A 19,660-nucleotide genomic window follows, 5' to 3' on the forward strand; every position below is an offset into this window, starting at 1 on the left:
ATACAAGAGGCATGCCATAAATTGCGCAAGCCTTGTAAACCGGGGCTTGCAGGCGTTCCTGGGGTGACTGGAGCGGTTTTCCAGCGGAAAACCCGATAAAAAGTGCGCAACTTCTTGCGCAGTACTGTGCAAGAAGTTGCGCACTCGGCTGCAAGCCACGCGGGCCGTGGCCTGTAGCGATAAAAACGGGGTAAAACGGGGGAATTATGCAAATTCGAGTGCGCAAGAAGTTGCGCACTCGATCAAGCGCGAAACATGCCGGCCGCTCACTGCGGCCGCAAGATCAACACTCCCAACGGCGGCAGATTCAACCTCAGCGACAACGGCTGGCCATGACTGGCCACGGCCTCGCTTGCGACCTCCCCGAGGTTGCCGTAGTTGGACCCGGCATACCCCTCGGCATCGCTGTTGAGCACTTCAACCCAGCGCTCCCCGAATGGCACGCCAATGCGGTACCCCTCCCGCGGCACCGGGGTGAAGTTGGCCACCACCAGCAAGGGTTCGCCACTGGCACTCCAGCGCAGCCAGGCATACACGCTGTTGTGCGCATCATCGCCGATCAGCCACTGGAAGCCTTGGGGCAGGCAGTCCTGTTCATGCAACGCACGCTCTTCGCGGTACAGCCGGTTCAGATCACCCACCAGGCGCTGAATCCCCAGGTGCTCGGGATACTTGAGCAGGTACCAGTCCAGTTCGCTGTCGTGGTTCCACTCCCGCCACTGGCCAAACTCGCAGCCCATGAACAGCAGCTTCTTGCCCGGATGCGCCCACATGAAGGTCAGGTACGCGCGCAGGTTGGCGAACTTCTGCCAGCGGTCGCCAGGCATTTTGTCGATCAGCGAATGCTTGCCGTGCACCACTTCATCGTGGGAGATCGGCAGGATGAAATGTTCGGAGTAGGCATAGATCAGGCCGAAGCTCATTTCGTTGTGGTGGTAGGTGCGGTGGATCGGGTCGTTCTGGATGTAGTGCAGGGTGTCGTGCATCCAGCCCATGTTCCATTTGTAGGCAAAACCCAGGCCGCCCTGCTGGGTCGGCTGGCTGACCCCGGGCCAGGCCGTGGACTCTTCCGCGATCATCAGTGCACCCGGTGCTTCAAGGGCGACGACGTCGTTGAGGTGACGGAGAAAATCGATGGCTTCGAGGTTCTCGCGCCCACCATGGCGGTTGGGCACCCACTCCCCCGCCTTGCGCGAGTAATCGCGGTAAAGCATCGAGGCCACGGCATCGACACGCAGGCCGTCGATATGAAAGTGCTTTAACCAGTGCAGCGCCGAGGCCAGCATGAAGCCGTGCACTTCGGTACGCCCGAGGTTGTAGATCAGGGTGTCCCAGTCCTGGTGAAAGCCTTCAAGCGGGTTTTCGTATTCATACAGCGCGGTGCCGTCGAAACGCGCCAGGCCATGGCTGTCGGTGGGGAAATGCGCCGGCACCCAATCGAGGATCACCCCGATCTGCGCCTGGTGGCAGGCATCGATAAAGGCGGCGAAGTCTTCGGCCGAGCCGTAGCGCGCGGTGGGCGCGAACAAAGACAACGGCTGATAACCCCAGGAACCACCGAAGGGGTGCTCCATGATCGGCATCAGCTCGATATGGGTGAAGCCCATTTCCTGAATGTAGGGCACCAGGCGATCGGCCAGTTCGCGCCAGTTGTAGAAGCGTGCCACTTCGCCGGTGTCGTCCAGCTCGCATTGCCAGGAGCCGGCGTGCAGCTCGTAGATCGACAGCGGCGCGCTGGTGGCCTGGCGCTCCACACGTTCCCGCATCCACTGCTGGTCTTGCCAGTCATGCGCCAGTGGGCCGGCGACCCTGGATGCGGTGCTCGGCGGCAACTCGGTGGCCCGCGCCAGGGGGTCGGCCTTGAGTGGCAGGATGCCTTCGCGCCCGAGCACTTCGTATTTGTAGGCTTCACCGGCCTGCAGGCGCGGCACGAACAGCTCCCAGACGCCTGAAGCGTGACGCAGACGCATAGGGTGGCGACGGCCGTCCCAGTTGTTGAAGTCACCGACCACCGACACCCGCCGGGCGTTGGGTGCCCACACGGAAAAACGCACCCCCTCGATAGCATCGATCTGCACCGGCTGCGCGCCCATGCTGGCAGACAGATCGCGGTGATTGCCCTCGGCAAACAGGTACAGGTCCATGTCCCCCAGCAACGGACCGAAGCTATAGGTGTCTTCGGTTATCTGCTCACCGCTGGCCCACTGAATCCGCAGCACATAGGGTTGCTGCTCGGGCAGATGGGCAATGAACAGGCCCGGCACCGGTTGCGGCTCCAGTTCCCCCAGCAGCCGCCCGTCGTCACGGGCCAGGGCATGCACGCTCAGGGCGTTGGGCAGATAGGCGCGGACAAACTGGCCGCCCGCACCATCCGGGTGCGGGCCAAGCACAGCGAACGGATCAGCATGCTCGGCCCTGACCAGGGCATCGATGTCACGTTGATCCAGCCCGCCTTCCTCGCGCTTGCGTTGTTTCATTCAGCTTTCTCCCCAGGTACTTGTCAGGCCATACAGGCCATGCAAAGGCACGGCCAACCAACTTGGGCGGTTTTCGGCTTCATACAGGATTTCGTAGGCGGCCTTTTCCAGGCTGAACAGTTCCAGTGCCGCACGCTCGCCGTCGGCATGTTCCCAGGCATGAGGCATGGCCGCAGTGGCCAGCCCATAGGCCTCGACAAAGGCATGCCGGGCCTGGTGCAGATAACGCCTGGCGACGCGCTGACGGGCCTGGCGGGCACTGTCCGAGAGGTCGACACTGGAGGCACTGCGCAGCACCATGGCAGCAGCATAGTCGAAGGATCGCAACACGCCGCTGACATCCTTGTAAGGACTGTGTTTGGCACGCCGCTCTTCCAGCGGCCGGGCCGGTTCACCTTCGAAGTCGATCAGGTAGGCATCGCCCTGCACCACCAGCACCTGCCCCAGGTGCAGGTCACCGTGCACGCGCATCAACAGCCCGCCCTGGACCTGGGTACTCAAGGTGGCGACGGTGGCCAGCAGGTCCTGGCGCTGCTGCTGCAGTTCGTCGACCAACACCTGGCTGTCGCTGTCCAGCGCCGCCCGGTGTGCCTGCAGCAGATCCAGCGCGCGGTTCAGTTGCGCGCCGATGTGCTTGCTCCAGGCCTGGCAGTCGCGCGCGCTGCTGGGGCGCGGGCGGAACGCCGGGTCTTTGCTCGGCGCTGCCAGCAACAGGTGCATTTCACCCAGGCGCTGGCCGAGCATGGCGGCGAAACCGGCCAGGTCCTGCAGGGCATTGGTGTGGCCTTCCTGCACCGAGTTTCCAGGTTCGAGTTCGTCGCGAATGGCCCGCTCGAGGTTGTTCTGGGTCCAGTCCCAGGCGTCGCCCTGGTTGCTCAGGTAGCCTTGGGCGATCATCAGCAACTGCGGTTGCTGTTGGCTGTCCACCCGGCTCACCCAACCGAGCAACGGCGAGATATTGCTGAACCCGGCCGCGGTCAGGTAGGCGCTCATCTCCAGTTCCGGGTGCACCCCGGGATTGACCCGGCGAATCAGCTTGAGCACCAGGCTGCCGCCGACCACCACCGAGCTGTTGGACTGCTCGGCAGAGAGGTAGCGCACCGGGGCATCGTCGGCCAGGTTCAGGGCCGCCAGTTGCTCGCTGGCATCAAAGCGCAGTTCGCCTTCAGCGCACGGCAGGCGGGTACCTTCGCGGCAGGCAACCAGCACGGCACGAATAAAGCTTTCGAGGACGAAGCCGTCGGTGATCAAGCCCACCTGGCGTCCGCGCCGCACCCGTGCCAAAGCCAGTTGCTGCGGCGGTGCGCTGGTGAGCTGCTCCTCACCGACAAAGCCGAAGGGCAACAGGTAACGGCTGCTCTGGCCGGCGCCGGTGACTTCAATCTCACTCAGTAATACGGGATAGGTGGCGGTACCAAAGCGCACACCGTAAGCGATCCGCACCTGATCGATACCCGCCTCCTTGCCCGCGAACCAGCGGCGTTTGGGCAGGTACTGGGGCAGGATGCTGTCCTGCAAGGTACTGCGCGCAGGCGCTTCGAGCAGCTCTTCCATGCGTTTTTTCAGTACCAGGGTGGTGAACTCCGGCAGGCTCTGCGCCGGTTCCACGTGCCAGCTGGGCATCTGGTCCTTGGCGGCGAGCAGGAACCAGTAAAACCCGTAGGGCGCCAGGGTCAGCAGAAACGGCAACTGGCCAATCGGCGGGAAGGCACTGCCGCCGAGCATTTCCACCGGGACACTGTCGGCGTACGGCGACAGGTCGAGTTCGGCGGCTTGCGCGGCCCGCGAGACATTGGCCACGCAGAGGATGATTTCGCGCTTGCCATCGGTGCCGGTGTACTCGCGAATGTACGCCAGAATCCGCCGATTGCTCGGCGAAAGCATGGTCAGCGTGCCGCGACCAAAGGCCTTCTGCTGTTTGCGCACCGCCAGCAGACGGCGGTTCCAGTTCAACAGCGAATGCGGGTCGTGCGCCTGGGCTTCGACATTGACCGAGGCAAAGCCGTACAGCGGGTCCATGATCGGCGGCAGCACCAGACGCGCCGGGTCGGCACGGGAGAAGCCGCCGTTACGGTCCACCGACCACTGCATCGGCGTGCGCACGCCATCGCGGTCGCCCAGGTAGATGTTGTCGCCCATGCCGATCTCGTCGCCGTAGTACAGGGTCGGCGTGCCGGGCATCGACAGCAGCAGGCTGCTCAGTAATTCCACCCGCCGCCGGTCGCGTTGCAACAGCGGCGCCAGGCGCCGACGAATGCCCAGGTTGATGCGTGCCCGACGGTCTTCGGCGTAATAATTCCACAGGTAGTCGCGTTCGCGGTCGGTGACCATCTCCAGGGTCAGTTCATCGTGGTTGCGCAGGAAGATCGCCCATTGGCAATTGGCCGGGATTTCCGGGGTCTGGCGCAGGATGTCGGTGATCGGGAAGCGGTCTTCCTGGGCCACGGCCATGTACATGCGCGGCATCAGCGGGAAGTGAAAGGCCATATGGCACTCGTCGCCCTGCCCTTCGCCAAAATACAGCTGGGTGTCTTCCGGCCACTGGTTGGCTTCAGCGAGGAGCATGCGGTCGGGGTAGTTGGCGTCGATCTCGGCGCGAATCTGCTTGAGCACCTGATGGGTCTCGGGCAGGTTTTCGTTGTTGGTGCCGTCGCGTTCGATCAGGTACGGGATGGCGTCCAGGCGCAAGCCGTCGATCCCCAGGTCGAGCCAGTAGCGCATCACCTCGATCACCGCCTTGAGCACCTGCGGGTTGTCGAAATTGAGGTCTGGCTGGTGCGAATAGAACCGGTGCCAGAAGTACTGGCCGGCCACCGGGTCCCAGGTCCAGTTGGATTTTTCCGTGTCGAGAAAAATGATTCGCGTGCCGTCGTATTTCTGATCACTGTCGGACCACACGTAAAAATCCCGGGCCTTGCTGCCGGGCTTGGCGCGCCGGGCCTTCTGGAACCAGGGATGCTGGTCGGAGGTATGGTTGATGACCAGTTCGGTGATCACCCGCAGGCCACGTTTGTGCGCTTCGGCGATAAAACGCTTGACGTCGGCCAGGGTGCCGTAGTCCGGGTGCACGGCCTTGTACTCGGCGATGTCGTAGCCATCGTCACGCCGTGGCGAGGGGTAGAACGGCAACAGCCAGAGGGTGTTGACCCCAAGTTCGGCGATGTAGTCGAGCTTGGCGATCAGGCCGGGAAAATCACCGATGCCGTCGTTGTTCGAATCGAAGAAGGATTTGACGTGCACCTGGTAGATGATCGCGTCCTTGTACCACAGCGGGTCGTCGATGAAGGCTGCCGGGCGGTTTCGCTTGGCCATGTTCGACTCCTTTCTAGAGGGCTTTTTCGATACGCCAGATTGCAAACGGCAGGTGCCAGGGCTCGATGCGCATCCATTGGCGCTTGCCGTGCCAGGTCCAGCGGTGGCCGGTCATCAGGTCTTCACCGAAGGTGTCGGCGTGGTCATCCAGGCCCAGCTCCCACAGCGGCAATTCGAAACTCGCCTCCTGGGCGTTGTGCGGGTCGAGGCTGACGGCAATCAGGATGAAGTTGTCGCGCTCGGCGGTGCGCTTGCCGAAGTACAGGATGTTGTCGTTCCAGGCGTTGTAGAAGGCCACGCCCAGGTGCGTCTGCAGCGCCGGGTTCTGGCGGCGGATGCGGTTGAGCTGGGCGATCTCGGCGATGATGTTGCCGGGCTGGCTGAAGTCGCGCGGGCGGATCTGGTACTTCTCCGAGTCCAGGTATTCCTCTTTGCCTGGGATCGGCGTGGCCTCACACAGCTCGAAGCCCGAATACATACCCCACAACCCCGAGCCCATGGTCGCCAGGGCAGCGCGGATGAGAAACCCGGCGCGGCCTGATTCGTGGAGAAAAAACGGATTGATGTCCGGCGTATTGACGAAGAAATTCGGCCGGTAGCAGTAGCACCACGGCGGCTGGTTGAGTTCTTCGAAGTAGCTTTGCAGTTCGGCCTTGGTGTTGCGCCAGGTGAAATAGCTGTAGCTCTGGGAGTAACCGACCTTGCCCAGGCGCGCCATCATCGCAGGTTTGGTAAAGGCCTCAGCGAGGAAGATCACCTCAGGGTGCTGGCTGCGGATGTTGGCGATCATCCAGTGCCAGAACGGCAGCGGCTTGGTGTGCGGGTTGTCGACCCGAAACATTTTCACCCCTTCCTGCACCCAGGCCAGCACCACATCGCGCAGGGCCAGCCATAACGATGGCACGGCTTCTGCGGCATAGAAGTCGACATTGACGATGTCCTGGTACTTTTTCGGCGGGTTTTCCGCATAGCGGATGCTGCCGTCCGGGCGCCAGGAGAACCAGCCGGGATGCTCTTTGAGCCAGGGGTGGTCCTGGGAACACTGGATGGCAAAGTCCAAGGCTATTTCCAGGCCGTGTTCGGCGGCAGCGGCAACCAGGCGGCGAAAATCCTCGCGGCTGCCCAGCTGCGGATGGATCGCCTCATGCCCACCCTCTTCACTGCCGATCGCGTAGGGACTGCCCGGATCATCCGGCTCAGCCTCCAGGGCGTTGTTGCGGCCCTTGCGATAACGCATGCCGATTGGATGGATCGGCGGAAAATACAGCACGTCAAAACCCATGTCGCGCAGCATCGGCAAGCGTTCGTGGACATCGTTGAAGGTGCCATGGCGTTCGGGATCGTCAGTGATCGAGCGGGGAAACAGCTCATACCAGCTGGCAAACAGGGCTTGTCGGCGTTCTACATCCACAGGGTATTCGGGGCTGCGGCTCAAATAGGTCCGGTGATCGGCCTCGGCCATCAACACCGCGGTATCGGCGTGCAGCAATTGCGCCACCTGCTCCTCGGGGGACAGGCCTGGCAGCGTCTGGCGCAGTTTCTGCAACTGCTCACGCAGCAGGCCCTCACTGCGCTGAATATTCTGTTCGAGCAGCAGCAAGCCTTCCTGCAACTCCAGCGGCACGGCCAAGCCGGCGTTGAATTTCTTTTCCAGATCGTGGCAATAGGTGGCGAACGGATCGATCCAGGCCTCGATGCTGAACAGGTGCCGCCCCTGTTCGGTCACGCTGAACCGCGCTTGCCACAGGTCATTGACCACAAAGCGCATGGCAACGCAATGCCAGCGCCGGCTGCGGGCCTGGCGCCAATTGAGCCTGACCGCCAGCACGTCATGACCATCGGCATAGACCTTGCTGCTGACCTCAATCGTTTCGCCGACCACCGCCTTGACCGCAAACAGACCGTTATCGAGCACCGGCAAGGTGTTTTCGATCACGATGCGTGGTTCCAGCAGCGCCTGGGACAGGCTGATGGCCTGCTCGGGATGATCGTTTGCCGGGGTTACGCGGTCGGTTTCGAAGGGCTCATCGCGGGTCATCGATCGTTGCTCCGTTACGAGGTGGCGGTAAGAGTTCAGAGCCGATGGGGAGCGTGGGGTTCAAAAAAAATGAGCGATTGCGTCTGCCTGTAGTCGAAAACAACTGAACCCGATCGTCCCCAGCCCCGTTGCGAGGTCAAGCCATGAACATTCCCATTCCGGCGGAAACGCCCGATCCGAATATAGACGACCCGACATTGCCGCCTGCAGTGCCGGATGAAGAACCCGATGAATTGCCGGTCAAGCCGACGATGCCGCCCACCGTGGGCGACCCGCCGAGTGACGAGCCGCCGGTGAAAGCGTAGAAGATAATTTTTACATTTAAGTTGGCCCCCATCGCTGGCAAGGCCAGCTCCCACAGTGGACCTGCATGCACAGCACCGCGTGGGAGCCGGCCTTGCCGGCGATGCAGACGCCGCGGTCTAGCGGCTGGCGAGTTCTTCGATACTGATCTCGCGCATCCTGAACTTCTGCACCTTGCCGGTCACCGTCATCGGAAACTCATCGACAAAGCGGAAGTGACGCGGGGTCTTGAAGTGGGCAATGCGGCTCTTGCACCACTGTTGCAGCTCGATTTCGCTGGCGCTGTGGCCGGGGTGAAACTTGATCCAGGCAACAATCTCCTCGCCATAGCGGTCATCCGGTATACCGATCACCTGCACATCCGCCACGGCCGGGTGAGTGAAGAAAAACTCCTCCAGTTCACGCGGATAGATGTTCTCGCCGCCGCGAATGATCATGTCCTTGTTGCGCCCGGCGATGCACACGTACCCCGCCTCATCCATGGTCGCCAGGTCACCGGTGTGCATCCAGCCAGCCGGATCGATGGACTCATGGGTGGCCTCCGGGTTGCCCCAATAGCCAAGCATCACGCTGTAACCGCGGGTGCACAGTTCACCCATCTGCCCGCGCGGGACGATGCAGCCGTGTTCGTCGACGATCTTGCTCTCCAGCTGCGGCTGGGTGCGTCCTACCGTGGTCACCCGCAGTTCCAGCCCGTCATCGGCGCCGGTTTGCAGGGACACCGGGCTGGTCTCGGTCATGCCATAGGCAATCTGCACCTCACTCATGTGCATCTGCTCGATGACCCGGCGCATCACTTCGATCGGGCAGGTGGCGCCGGCCATGATGCCGGTGCGCAAGCTCGACAGGTCGAAGTCGCCGCGCTGGGGATGGTCGAGCATGGCGATGAACATGGTCGGCACGCCATACAGCGCGGTGGCCTGTTCTTCAGCCACCGTGCCGAGGGTGAGCAAGGGGTCGAAGGCGTCATTGGGATAGATCATGGTGCTGCCATGGGTAACGCAGCCCAGGTTGCCCATGACCATGCCGAAGCAGTGATACAGCGGCACCGGGATCACCATGCGGTCCTGCTCGGTCAGGCCCAGGCTTTCGCCGACCATGTAGCCATTGTTGAGGATGTTGTAATGGCTGAGGGTCGCGCCTTTGGGGAAGCCGGTGGTGCCGGAGGTGTACTGGATGTTCACCGGCTGGTCGAACTGCAGGCTGTGCTGACGGGCCTGGTAGTCGGCCGCGGTGGTCTGCGCGGCCAGCGCCGACAGCTGCGCCCAGGGCAGGAAGCCTGCAGGCGGCGTGGCATCTAGGCTGATCAGCCCGCGCAGCTCCGGCAACCGCTCGCAGCTCAGGTGCCCAGGCTGTTGCCCGCCAAGGTCGGGCAGCAGTTCAGCGAGCATGGCGTGATAATCGGAGGTTTTGAACGCCCCGGCGCAGATCAGCCACTGGCAACCTGACTGCTTGAGCACATACTCAAGTTCACTGGTGCGATAGGCCGGGTTGATGTTGACCAGGATCACGCCGATCTTCGCGCTGGCGAACTGGGCAATGCACCACTGCGCGCAGTTCGGTGCCCAGACGCCCAAGCGATCGCCGGTCTTCAGACCCAGGGCCATCAGCGCCCGGGCATGCAGGTCAACGCTGTCAGCCAGTTGCTGCCAGCTGTAGCGCAGCTGCTGGTGGCGTACCACCAGGGCTTCGCGCTCGGCGAAACGTGACACGGTATTGTCAAACGCCTGGCCGATAGTCATGGCCAGCAAGGGCTTGTCCTGACGCCCCTGGGTATAGCTCGGTTGATTCATGGCGATCCCTTGTTGTGGTTGTTCTGGGAGCTGATTCAAGCGGGTCTTACTCTGGCGCATATTTACGTTAACGTAAAGGTCATGGCGAGATTGACAGTCACACGGCTCAGGTTTACGTTAACGTAAAGGTGATTGCTGATCGCGGGGCAAGCCCGCTCCCACAGCCCCGCGACGAACTCCAACAATAAACAACAGAAGGTGCCCGCATGCATTACCCGACCCTGAACTTCGCCCTGGGCGAAACCATCGACATGCTGCGCGACCAGGTGCAGTCCTTCGTTGCTTCCGAGCTGGCGCCACGCGCTGCGCAGATCGACCAGGACAACCTGTTCCCCGCCGATATGTGGCGCAAGTTCGGCGACATGGGCCTGCTCGGCATCACCGTCAGCGAAGAATACGGCGGCGCCGGCCTGGGCTACCTGGCCCACGTGGTGGCCATGGAAGAAATCAGCCGCGGCTCGGCCTCGGTCGCCCTCTCCTACGGCGCCCACTCCAACCTCTGCGTCAACCAGATCAACCGCAACGGCAACGCCGAGCAGAAAGCCAAGTACCTGCCCAAGCTGATCAGCGGCGAGCACATCGGCGCCCTGGCCATGAGCGAACCGAATGCCGGCTCCGACGTGGTGTCGATGAAGCTGCGCGCCGAAGCGCGCGGCGACCATTTCGTCCTCAACGGCAGCAAGACCTGGATTACCAACGGCCCCGACGCCAACACCTATGTGATCTACGCCAAGACCGACCTGGACAAAGGCCCGCACGGCATTACCGCGTTTATCGTCGAGCGTGACTGGAAAGGCTTCAGCCGCAGCAACAAGTTCGACAAGCTGGGCATGCGCGGCTCCAACACCTGCGAGCTGTTCTTCGACAACGTCGAAGTGCCCAAGGAAAACATCCTCGGTGTGCTCAACGGCGGCGTGAAGGTGCTGATGAGCGGCCTGGACTACGAGCGCGTGGTGCTCTCCGGCGGACCAACCGGGATCATGCAGGCCTGTATGGACCTGGTGGTGCCGTACATCCACGACCGCAAGCAGTTCGGCCAGAGCATCGGCGAGTTCCAGCTGATCCAGGGCAAGATCGCCGACATGTACACCCAGCTCAACGCCAGCCGCGCTTACCTGTATGCCGTGGCCCAGGCTTGCGATCGCGCCGAAACCACGCGCAAGGACGCTGCCGGGGTGATTCTCTACACCGCCGAACGCGCAACGCAGATGGCCCTCGAAGCGATCCAGATTCTCGGCGGCAACGGCTACATCAATGAGTTCCCGGCCGGTCGCCTGCTGCGCGACGCCAAGCTCTACGAGATCGGCGCCGGCACCAGCGAAATCCGCCGGATGCTGATCGGGCGCGAACTGTTCAACGAAACCCGCTGAGCACAAGGACAACGCGCCCATGGCTACCCTGCACACCCAGATCAACCCGCGCTCGGCCGAATTCGCCGGCAACAGCGCGGCCATGCTCGAACAGGTCCAGGCCCTGCGTACCTTGCTGGCCAAGGTCCATCAGGGCGGCGGCCACAAGGCCCAGGAGCGTCACACTTCGCGCGGCAAACTGCTGCCGCGCGAGCGCATCGACCGCCTGCTCGACCCCGGTTCACCCTTCCTCGAGATCGGCCAGCTGGCGGCGCATGAAGTGTACGGCGAAGACGTACCGGCCGCCGGCGTGATCGCCGGGATCGGCCGGGTCGAAGGTGTCGAATGCATGATCGTGGCCAACGACGCCACGGTCAAAGGCGGCTCCTACTACCCGCTGACGGTGAAAAAACACCTGCGCGCCCAGGCCATCGCCCTGCAGAACCGCCTGCCCTGCCTGTATCTGGTGGACTCCGGCGGCGCCAACCTGCCACGCCAGGATGAGGTGTTCCCGGACCGCGAACACTTCGGGCGGATCTTCTTCAACCAGGCCAATATGAGTGCCCTGGGGATTCCGCAGATCGCTGTGGTCATGGGCTCGTGCACCGCGGGCGGCGCCTATGTGCCGGCCATGGCCGACGAGGCGATCATGGTCCGTCAGCAGGCGACGATCTTTCTTGCTGGCCCTCCGCTGGTCAAAGCGGCGACCGGTGAAGTGGTCAGCGCCGAAGACCTCGGTGGTGCCGATGTGCACTGCAAGACCAGCGGTGTTGCCGACCACTATGCCGACAACGACGAGCATGCCCTGGCCATCGCCCGGCGCTGCGTGGCCAACCTCAACTGGCACAAGCTCGGCAAACTGACCCACCAGGCGCCGATTGCTCCGTTGTACGACGCGCAAGAGCTGTACGGCGTGGTACCGGCCGACGCCAAGCAACCGTTCGATGTGCGTGAAGTGATCGCGCGCCTGGTCGACGGTTCGGTGTTCGATGAGTTCAAGGCCCTGTTCGGCACCACCCTGGTGTGTGGCTTTGCCCACCTGCACGGCTATCCGGTGGCGATCCTGGCCAACAACGGCATTCTGTTTGCCGAAGCTGCGCAAAAAGGCGCGCACTTCATTGAGCTGGCCTGCCAGCGCGGCATTCCGCTGCTGTTCCTGCAGAACATCACCGGCTTCATGGTCGGGCAGAAATACGAAGCCGGCGGCATCGCCAAGCATGGCGCCAAGCTGGTGACCGCCGTGGCCTGCGCCCAGGTGCCGAAGTTCACCGTGATCATCGGCGGCAGTTTCGGTGCGGGCAACTACGGCATGTGTGGCCGCGCCTACGATCCGCGCTTCCTGTGGATGTGGCCAAACGCGCGTATCGGTGTGATGGGCGCCGAACAGGCCGCCGGCGTGCTGGCCCAGGTCAAGCGCGAACAGAGCGAGCGCAGTGGCCATCCGTTCAGCGCCGAGGACGAAGCACGGCTCAAGCAGCCGATCCTCGACCAGTACGAGCACCAGGGCCACCCCTACTACTCCAGTGCCCGCTTGTGGGACGACGGTGTCATTGACCCGGCGCAAACCCGCGAGATTCTTGGCCTGGCGTTGTCTGCCGCCCTCAACGCACCGATTGAACAGAGCCGTTTCGGCATTTTCCGGATGTGACCATGAGCGACTTCACTACCCTTGAATTGGTCAAGGACCCCCGTGGTTTCGCCACCCTGTGGCTGAGCCGGGAAGACAAGAACAACGCCTTCAACGCGCAGATGATCCGCGAACTGATCCTGGCCATCGACCAGCTCGGCACCGACGCCAGCCTGCGCTTCGTCCTGCTGCGCGGCCGTGGCCGACACTTCAGTGCCGGTGCCGACCTGGCCTGGATGCAGCATTCGGCGGCGCTGGACTACAACACCAACCTCGACGATGCCCGCGAACTGGCCGAGCTGATGTACAACCTGGCCCGGCTCAAGGTGCCAACCCTGGCGGTAGTCCAGGGTGCCGCCTTCGGCGGTGCGCTGGGCCTGATCAGTTGCTGCGACATGGCCATCGGCGCCGTTGACGCGCAACTGTGCCTGTCGGAAGTGCGTATCGGCCTGGCCCCTGCGGTGATCAGCCCGTTCGTGGTGCAAGCCATGGGCGAGCGTGCCGCGCGCCGTTATGCCCTGACCGCCGAGCGTTTCAGCGGTGAACGCGCCCGCGAACTGGGCTTGCTGGCCGAAGCGTACCCGGCCGCGGAGCTGGAGCAGCACGTTGAACAGTGGATCGACAACCTGCTGCTCAACAGCCCGCAAGCCATGCGCGCCAGTAAAGAGCTGCTGCGTGAAGTCGGCCACGGCGAACTGACCCCGGCCCTGCGCCGCTACTGCGAGAACGCCATTGCCCGCATCCGGGTCAGCCCCGAAGGGCAGGAAGGCCTGCGCGCCTTTCTGGAAAAACGCAGCCCGGCCTGGCAGGCCGAACCGTCGAACAAGGAGCCGCGCCCATGAGCCGTACGCCGTTGACCACCCTGCTGGTTGCCAACCGTGGCGAAATCGCCTGCCGGGTGATGCGCACCGCCAAGGCCCTGGGCCTGACCACTGTCGCTGTGCACAGCGCCATCGACCGCGAGGCCCGACACAGCCGCGAAGCCGATATCCGCGTTGACCTGGGCGGCGCCAAAGCTGCTGAAAGCTACCTGGACATCGACAAACTGCTGGCCGCCGCCAAAGCCAGCGGCGCCCAGGCGATTCACCCGGGCTACGGTTTTCTCTCCGAGAACGCAGGCTTTGCCCGCGCCATCGAACAGGCCGGGCTGATCTTCCTCGGCCCACCGGCCAGCGCCATCGACGCCATGGGCAGCAAGTCGGCGGCCAAGGCCCTGATGGAGCAAGCCGGTGTGCCGCTGGTGCCGGGCTACCACGGCGAAGCCCAGGACCTGGAAACCTTCCGTGCCGCGGCCGAGAAAATCGGCTACCCGGTGCTGCTCAAGGCCACCGCCGGCGGTGGCGGCAAAGGCATGAAAGTGGTCGAGAGCGAAAGCCAGCTCGGCGAAGCCCTGGCCTCGGCCCAGCGTGAAGCGCAGTCCTCATTCGGCGACGCGCGCATGCTGGTGGAAAAATATGTGCTCAAGCCGCGTCACGTCGAGATTCAGGTATTCGCCGACCAGCACGGTAACTGCCTGTACCTTAACGAACGCGACTGCTCGATCCAGCGCCGTCACCAGAAAGTCGTCGAAGAAGCCCCGGCCCCGGGCTTGAGCAGCAGCCAGCGCCAGGCCATGGGCGAGGCCGCGGTCAAGGCCGCGCAGGCCATCGGCTATGTCGGCGCAGGCACCGTGGAGTTTCTGCTCGATGCCCGTGGCGAATTCTTCTTCATGGAGATGAACACCCGCCTGCAGGTCGAGCACCCGGTCACCGAAGCCATTACCGGTCTCGACCTGGTCGCCTGGCAGATTCGTGTGGCGTGCGGCGAGCCGCTGCCGATCACCCAGGATCAGGTGCCGCTCAACGGCCATGCCATCGAAGTACGGCTGTACGCCGAAGACCCGGCCAACGACTTCCTGCCGGCCACCGGACACCTGGCGCTGTACCGCGAGTCGGCGCCCGGCGAAGGCCGCCGGGTTGACAGTGGCGTCAGTGAAGGCGACAGCATTTCGCCGTTCTACGACCCGATGCTGGGCAAGCTGATTGCCTGGGGCCAGACCCGCGAACAGGCGCGCCTGCGCTTGCTGGCGATGCTCGACGAGTTTGCCATCGGCGGTCTGAAGACCAACATTGCCTTCCTGCGGCGCATCCTCGCCCACCCGGCGTTCGCCGACGCCGAACTGGATACCGGCTTCATCCCGCGCTATCAGGAGCAACTGCTGCCAGCGCCACAGCCCTTGCCGGCACTGTTCTGGCAAGCGGCGGGCGAAGCGTACATCCAGAGCCAACCATTGGCACCACGCCTGGATGATCGTCATTCACCGTGGGCGGCCAACAGCGGTTTCCGGGCCGGGGTACCGGCGCAGATCAGCCTGCACCTGAACAGCAATGGCCAGAACCAGGCCCTGAGCCTCAGCCATGCCAGCGCGCCGGCGTTCAAGCTGGAAGGCGAGCACTTGCTGATCGAGCACGACGGCTTGCGCCGCCAGCACCTGGCGATCCGCCGTGGCGACACCCTGTACCTGCAGTGGGACGGTGAGCTGCACGCGGTAACGCCGTTCGATCCGATTGCCGAAGCCGATGCCAGCCACAGCCACCAGGGCGGCCTCAGCGCGCCCATGAACGGCAGTATCGTGCGGGTGCTGGTGGAGGTCGGTCAGGCGGTAGAGGCCGGTACTCAGTTGGTGGTGCTCGAAGCGATGAAGATGGAGCACAGCATCCGTGCGCCCCAGGCCGGGACGGTCAAAGCGCTGTTTTGCCAGGAAGGCGAGATGGTCAGTGAAGGGGCGGTGCTGGTGGAGCTGGAAGAAGCCTAGCTGCTGTCTGTCAGGGCCTCATCGCTGGCAAGGCCAGCTCCCACAGGCCAGGTGTCTACCATCCCTGTGGGAGCCAGCCTAGCTGGCGATGCCCGGCGCAGCCGGGCCTCACAATCAATCAGGCGAAAGGTCAGAACTTCACCAACGCCTGCACCACCACACCCAACACCTGAGTCTGCTCGGTAAACAGTGCCTTGGGATAGGTCGGGTTGAGCGGCTTCAGGTAGCGCTGGCCACCCTCCTCGATCAACTGGCGAAACACCGTCGCCGTGCTGTCCGGCGAGCGTGCGATCAGCAGTTTTCCGGGCTCGGCGGTCAAGCCGCTGTCGACCAGGATCAACATCCCTTGCGGCACACTCAAGCCCATCGGCGCGGTCATCGCATCGCTTTCGACACGTAACCAGAACCCTCGCCCCTGCGCCGCATAGTCACTGGCCTGGCGTTCAGCATCTTCCGGCACCTCGGCCTGGTCCACAGTGTCCCAACTCAGCAGCGGATAGCGAAAATACAATTCGTGCCGTTGGCCATCGGCACCGGTTACGGCCAGCGGGAACGCGTTTGCTTCATAAACGCCGCTGTTTTCCCGCAACTGGTGGGGATACACCATCTGCAGCGGCGGGAACCCTACCTCCACCAGAATCTGGTTGATCATCCGCAGTGTTGGCTGGCGTCTCTCGCACAGCCAATGGCCGACGGCGCCTTGGGTGTAGCCGATGCGCTCGGCGAGTTTTTCCTGCGTGAGGTTTATGTCACGCATCCTGGCTTTAACCAGTTCAGTCCAATTATCCATCGTTGGCACGATACGGACTGCCCCATGGCGCTCAATACACAAATTGTAGTATTTAAAGATTAGTAGCAACTACAAAACGTATTAATCTTTGCCGTGTCCGATCATTGTTCATTCACAAGGCAGGCTGCCGCATGAAACAGACACTTTCTGAAAAGGATCTCCCCCTGGACAACGAGTCCCTGAGCAACAGCGATGCCGCCCGGCGTGCACTGGATTTCTACCTGAACCCAAGCCCACCCGCCGCGCCGGCACAATCCAGCTGGCTGGTGCCGCGCGAGGGCCTCGATCAAACCCAGACCGCCGAACATGCAACCCAGCTACTGCGCTGGGCGGCGGCCACGGCCCACGAGTCGGCCAATGGCCAGCAGGGCACACAGCGGGACCAGATGCTGGCGGTGGTACACATGGTCAATACGGCCAGGACAGTGTTCGAACACCTGGCGATCACGCAACAGAGGTCTTGAACGAGAGGAAGAAGTAAACGTGGGGAGTCGCTGCGATAACGGCACTAGCGCCGTTCATTGAAGAGGGAGCGCATTCGGTAAAAGTTTTTTACGGAATGACGGAAAATTCATTTGACTTGCAAATGATAACGATTATTATTGCTCGCAACTGGTCGCGAGACTGGTTGGATAACTGAAAGCCCTTAGGTCGGACTCTCAGATTATCTCCTCATCAGGCTAATCACGGTTTTTGACCCGGCTTTTTGCCGGGTCTTTTTTTTGGCTCTTCAGGCTAATGAAGGCGGGTGTTGCTTGAATGGCCGCGATGATAGCAAATGAATATCTCAGGGTGAAGCGTGTAACAGCGCTTTGCAGAATTAGCACTTGAGAATCAATCTCGTTACTACTAAGCTGTTATCGCGTCACGGAGGACGCCCCCTCCCCTTTACTCAGCAAGGAGCTTGTACATGACCCGTCTGTTGCTGCCCCTTGAGCATCACCCCCATTCCCACGACCTGGCTGACGATACCCTGCTGCTGCAGCTGAAAAAGCTGCCGCGCCGCGTCCAGCAGGTATTTCTCCTCAGCCGCCTCGACCAGCTGAGCTTTGCCGCCATCGCCGAGCGCCTCGACCTGCCTGCCCTCACCGTAGAGCGCCACATGAACCAGGCGCTGCAGAGCGTGCGCCCAGAGCGTGACGCGCTAGCGAGCATGGCCGGCCAGTGGTACGTACGCCTGCAAAGCCCGCAGGTCACCGCCAGCGAGCGCATTGATTTTCGCCGCTGGCTGGATGCCGCCCCGGCACATCGCGACGCCTTCCACGCTACCGAACTGCGCTGGCGCACCCTGCTGGCTCCGGCGCGGCAACTGGGGCATGACGCCTGGTATCGCCAACCGCGCGCGGCGCTGTCCCTCGGCGGCTGCTCGGTGGCCATCGGCCTGGCCCTGGCGGCATTGGCAGCGATTGGTTTCTGGTCCTGATCCAGGCGTGTAAAGTGGGCATCACAACAACGCTACTGGAGCCTGGTGATGACTGTGACGCTGCCCCCTCTGCACATCGACTGCGATTTCGACTCCGGCAATATCCTGATCAACGATGCCAGTGACCCGCGCCGCACGCGCCTGGCGATTCGTCCTGACACCCGCAGCGATCATTTTCAGTGGTTCCACTTCAAGGCCAGTGGCCTGACGCCAGGCCAGGCGCACAGCTTTGTGCTGGAGAACGCTGGCCAGTCCTCCTATAACGAGGCCTGGACGGGTTATCAGGCGGTAGCGTCCTACGATCAGCAGAACTGGTTCCGGGTGCCTAGCCAGTTCGACGGCAAAGCCCTGAGCTTCACGCTCGACGCCGAGCAGCCACAGGCCTGGTTCGCCTATTTCGAACCCTATCCCCGCGCCCGCCACAATCAATTGATCGAACGCGCTACCCGCCTGCCAGGCGTTGAACTGCTGGCCACCGGCCGTAGCGTTGAAGGTCGCGATATTCAGTTGCTGCGCGCTGGCGACGGCGCCAGTGGCAAGCGCAAGGTCTGGATCATTGCCCAGCAGCACCCGGGCGAACACATGGCCGAGTGGTTCATGGAAGGGGTGATCGACCGCCTGCAACACAACGACCCGCCCCTGCAGGCCCTGCTGCAGCAAGCCGACCTGTACCTGATCCCCAACATGAACCCGGACGGCGCACTGCGCGGTCATCTGCGCACCAATGCCGCCGGCCAGGACCTCAACCGCGCCTGGCAGAGCGCAAGCATCGACAAGAGCCCGGAAGTGCTGTTCGCCCAGGCGCAGATGAAGCAGCATGGCGTCGACATGTTCCTCGACGTGCATGGCGATGAGGAAATCCCGCATGTCTTCACCGCCGGCTGCGAGGGCAACCCCGGTTTTACCCCGCGTCTCGAAGCGCTGGAAAAAGCCTTCCGCGACAGCCTGTGCAAGCGCACGGCCGACTTCCAGCAGGTTCACGGTTACCCGCGCTCGGCACCGGGCCAGGCCAACCTGACACTGGGCGCCAACGCCGTCGGCCAGGCTTATGATTGCCTGTCGCTGACCCTGGAGATGCCATTCAAGGACCACGACGATGCGCCGAATGCGCAAACCGGCTGGAACGGCCAACGTTCAAAGACGCTGGCCAACGCCGTGCTGGACGTACTGGGGCAAATGGTCGGCACCCTGCGCTGAGGTACACCGAACACGGCCTCAGACCTGACCGTGAGCCTTGTGCTTGAGCTTCTCGGTGTCGACCCGGACGAACACCGAGTCGGCGCTCACGGTCAGCACATCGTCAGCCCAGACTTCGCAGATCACCCGGCTCTTGCGCCCCACCTCGCCTTCGACCCGCGCCTTGAGCAGTAGCTCGACGCCCATGGGCGTGGGCTTGAGGTAGGTCAGATTGAGCTGCCCGGTGACGCAGTCGATACGCGGCAGGCTGCCCGGTTCACGGCCTTCGGCGCGGTAGTGATACGCCATGGCGGCCCAGTTGGAGTGGCAATCGACCAGCATGGCCAGCAAGCCGCCATACACCAGGCCGGGCCAGCCGAGAAAGGTACTGTCGGGCGAATGCCGGCAGATCAGGTGAATGCCGTCCGCATCCCAATGGCTTTTCAGGTGCAGCCCGCTTGGGTGGGAACAGCCACAGCCATAGCAAACGCCCTCGGGCGCGGCCAGTTCCTGAACGGATAACAAAGGATTGTTCATAAGCTTCCTGGTTGTCTGTTTTGGAGGGAAAGCGTTGCCGA

Annotated in this window: 14 protein-coding genes; 8 read left to right on the forward strand and 6 right to left on the reverse strand. The window is 62.8% G+C overall.

What is annotated here, in order from left to right; all coding sequences use genetic code 11:
* Positions 1 to 266 precede the first annotated feature (266 nt).
* Genes glgB through NPS47_RS20845 form a run of 3 tightly spaced genes read right to left on the reverse strand, consistent with a single transcriptional unit; the run spans position 267 to position 7,827 of the window.
* Positions 267 to 2,477, reverse strand: coding sequence for a 1,4-alpha-glucan branching protein GlgB (gene glgB, locus NPS47_RS20835; protein WP_274296658.1), 2,211 nt, complete (start codon positions 2,475 to 2,477; stop codon positions 267 to 269).
* Complete coding sequence (gene treS / locus NPS47_RS20840) at positions 2,478 to 5,789, reverse strand: maltose alpha-D-glucosyltransferase (RefSeq protein ID WP_274296659.1); 3,312 nt, start codon at positions 5,787 to 5,789, stop codon at positions 2,478 to 2,480.
* Positions 5,790 to 5,802: 13 nt separating this feature from the next.
* The gene (locus tag NPS47_RS20845; protein WP_274296660.1) at positions 5,803 to 7,827 is read right to left on the reverse strand and encodes an alpha-1,4-glucan--maltose-1-phosphate maltosyltransferase; all 2,025 of its coding nucleotides are present in this window, start codon (positions 7,825 to 7,827) and stop codon (positions 5,803 to 5,805) included.
* A gap of 143 nt (positions 7,828 to 7,970) precedes the next feature.
* Between NPS47_RS20845 and NPS47_RS20850 the strand changes: the two genes are divergently transcribed.
* The gene (locus NPS47_RS20850) at positions 7,971 to 8,132 is read left to right on the forward strand and encodes a hypothetical protein (RefSeq protein ID WP_274296661.1); all 162 of its coding nucleotides are present in this window, start codon (positions 7,971 to 7,973) and stop codon (positions 8,130 to 8,132) included.
* A gap of 117 nt (positions 8,133 to 8,249) precedes the next feature.
* On the opposite strand, the gene NPS47_RS20855 is transcribed toward NPS47_RS20850, so the two are convergent.
* Positions 8,250 to 9,923, reverse strand: a complete 1,674-nt coding sequence (locus NPS47_RS20855; RefSeq protein WP_274296662.1) for an AMP-binding protein — start codon at positions 9,921 to 9,923, stop codon at positions 8,250 to 8,252.
* Positions 9,924 to 10,129: 206 nt separating this feature from the next.
* Between NPS47_RS20855 and NPS47_RS20860 the strand changes: the two genes are divergently transcribed.
* Genes NPS47_RS20860 through NPS47_RS20875 form a run of 4 tightly spaced genes read left to right on the forward strand, consistent with a single transcriptional unit; the run spans position 10,130 to position 15,693 of the window.
* A complete protein-coding gene (locus tag NPS47_RS20860; RefSeq protein ID WP_274296663.1) occupies positions 10,130 to 11,293 on the forward strand; it encodes an isovaleryl-CoA dehydrogenase in 1,164 nt (387 codons plus the stop codon).
* Between the two features lie 19 nt (positions 11,294 to 11,312).
* On the forward strand, positions 11,313 to 12,920 hold the full coding sequence (locus NPS47_RS20865; protein ID WP_274296664.1) for a carboxyl transferase domain-containing protein: 1,608 nt from the start codon (positions 11,313 to 11,315) through the stop codon (positions 12,918 to 12,920).
* A 2-nt stretch (positions 12,921 to 12,922) separates the two neighbouring features.
* Positions 12,923 to 13,741: a gamma-carboxygeranoyl-CoA hydratase gene (locus NPS47_RS20870; protein WP_274296665.1), complete on the forward strand. Its 819-nt coding sequence runs from the start codon at positions 12,923 to 12,925 to the stop codon at positions 13,739 to 13,741.
* Entirely contained in the window at positions 13,738 to 15,693 is a 1,956-nt protein-coding gene (locus NPS47_RS20875; RefSeq protein WP_274296666.1) for an acetyl/propionyl/methylcrotonyl-CoA carboxylase subunit alpha, read from the forward strand. Before NPS47_RS20870 ends, NPS47_RS20875 begins: the two co-directional genes overlap by 4 nt.
* A 130-nt stretch (positions 15,694 to 15,823) precedes the next feature.
* Here NPS47_RS20875 and NPS47_RS20880 read toward each other — a convergent pair whose 3' ends face one another.
* Positions 15,824 to 16,450 carry a LexA family protein gene (locus NPS47_RS20880; protein WP_337993423.1) on the reverse strand — a complete coding sequence of 209 codons (627 nt, stop codon included), beginning with the start codon at positions 16,448 to 16,450 and terminating at the stop codon, positions 15,824 to 15,826.
* 164 nt (positions 16,451 to 16,614) lie between these two features.
* Here NPS47_RS20880 and NPS47_RS20885 point away from each other — a divergent pair, with 164 nt between their 5' ends.
* The 3 genes from NPS47_RS20885 (at position 16,615) to NPS47_RS20895 (ending at position 19,103) form a co-directional block, all read left to right on the forward strand.
* Positions 16,615 to 16,947, forward strand: coding sequence for a hypothetical protein (locus NPS47_RS20885; protein ID WP_274296668.1), 333 nt, complete (start codon positions 16,615 to 16,617; stop codon positions 16,945 to 16,947).
* A 446-nt stretch (positions 16,948 to 17,393) separates the two neighbouring features.
* Positions 17,394 to 17,906: a DUF4880 domain-containing protein gene (locus tag NPS47_RS20890; RefSeq protein WP_274296669.1), complete on the forward strand. Its 513-nt coding sequence runs from the start codon at positions 17,394 to 17,396 to the stop codon at positions 17,904 to 17,906.
* Positions 17,907 to 17,954: 48 nt separating this feature from the next.
* Positions 17,955 to 19,103 (forward strand): M14 family metallopeptidase, encoded by a 1,149-nt coding sequence (locus NPS47_RS20895; RefSeq protein ID WP_274296670.1) that lies wholly within the window; start codon positions 17,955 to 17,957, stop codon positions 19,101 to 19,103.
* 18 nt (positions 19,104 to 19,121) lie between these two features.
* On the opposite strand, the gene NPS47_RS20900 is transcribed toward NPS47_RS20895, so the two are convergent.
* Positions 19,122 to 19,619, reverse strand: coding sequence for a PaaI family thioesterase (locus NPS47_RS20900; protein WP_274296671.1), 498 nt, complete (start codon positions 19,617 to 19,619; stop codon positions 19,122 to 19,124).
* Between the last annotated feature and the right edge of the window lie 41 nt (positions 19,620 to 19,660).

Source organism: Pseudomonas putida (assembly GCF_028682475.1).
GTDB classification, from domain to species: Bacteria; Pseudomonadota; Gammaproteobacteria; order Pseudomonadales; family Pseudomonadaceae; genus Aquipseudomonas; species Aquipseudomonas putida_AG.

Bases quoted from the DNA above. Each gene is read 5' to 3' on its own strand.
- glgB (WP_274296658.1), bottom strand. From the start codon at position 2,477: ATGAAACAACGCAAGCGCGAGGAAGGCGGGCTGGATCAACGTGACATC.
- treS (WP_274296659.1), bottom strand. From the start codon at position 5,789: ATGGCCAAGCGAAACCGCCCGGCAGCCTTCATCGACGACCCGCTGTGG.
- NPS47_RS20845 (WP_274296660.1), bottom strand. From the start codon at position 7,827: ATGACCCGCGATGAGCCCTTCGAAACCGACCGCGTAACCCCGGCAAAC.
- NPS47_RS20850 (WP_274296661.1), top strand. From the start codon at position 7,971: ATGAACATTCCCATTCCGGCGGAAACGCCCGATCCGAATATAGACGAC.
- NPS47_RS20855 (WP_274296662.1), bottom strand. From the start codon at position 9,923: ATGAATCAACCGAGCTATACCCAGGGGCGTCAGGACAAGCCCTTGCTG.
- NPS47_RS20860 (WP_274296663.1), top strand. From the start codon at position 10,130: ATGCATTACCCGACCCTGAACTTCGCCCTGGGCGAAACCATCGACATG.
- NPS47_RS20865 (WP_274296664.1), top strand. From the start codon at position 11,313: ATGGCTACCCTGCACACCCAGATCAACCCGCGCTCGGCCGAATTCGCC.
- NPS47_RS20870 (WP_274296665.1), top strand. From the start codon at position 12,923: ATGAGCGACTTCACTACCCTTGAATTGGTCAAGGACCCCCGTGGTTTC.
- NPS47_RS20875 (WP_274296666.1), top strand. From the start codon at position 13,738: ATGAGCCGTACGCCGTTGACCACCCTGCTGGTTGCCAACCGTGGCGAA.
- NPS47_RS20880 (WP_337993423.1), bottom strand. From the start codon at position 16,450: ATGCGTGACATAAACCTCACGCAGGAAAAACTCGCCGAGCGCATCGGC.
- NPS47_RS20885 (WP_274296668.1), top strand. From the start codon at position 16,615: ATGAAACAGACACTTTCTGAAAAGGATCTCCCCCTGGACAACGAGTCC.
- NPS47_RS20890 (WP_274296669.1), top strand. From the start codon at position 17,394: ATGACCCGTCTGTTGCTGCCCCTTGAGCATCACCCCCATTCCCACGAC.
- NPS47_RS20895 (WP_274296670.1), top strand. From the start codon at position 17,955: ATGACTGTGACGCTGCCCCCTCTGCACATCGACTGCGATTTCGACTCC.
- NPS47_RS20900 (WP_274296671.1), bottom strand. From the start codon at position 19,619: ATGAACAATCCTTTGTTATCCGTTCAGGAACTGGCCGCGCCCGAGGGC.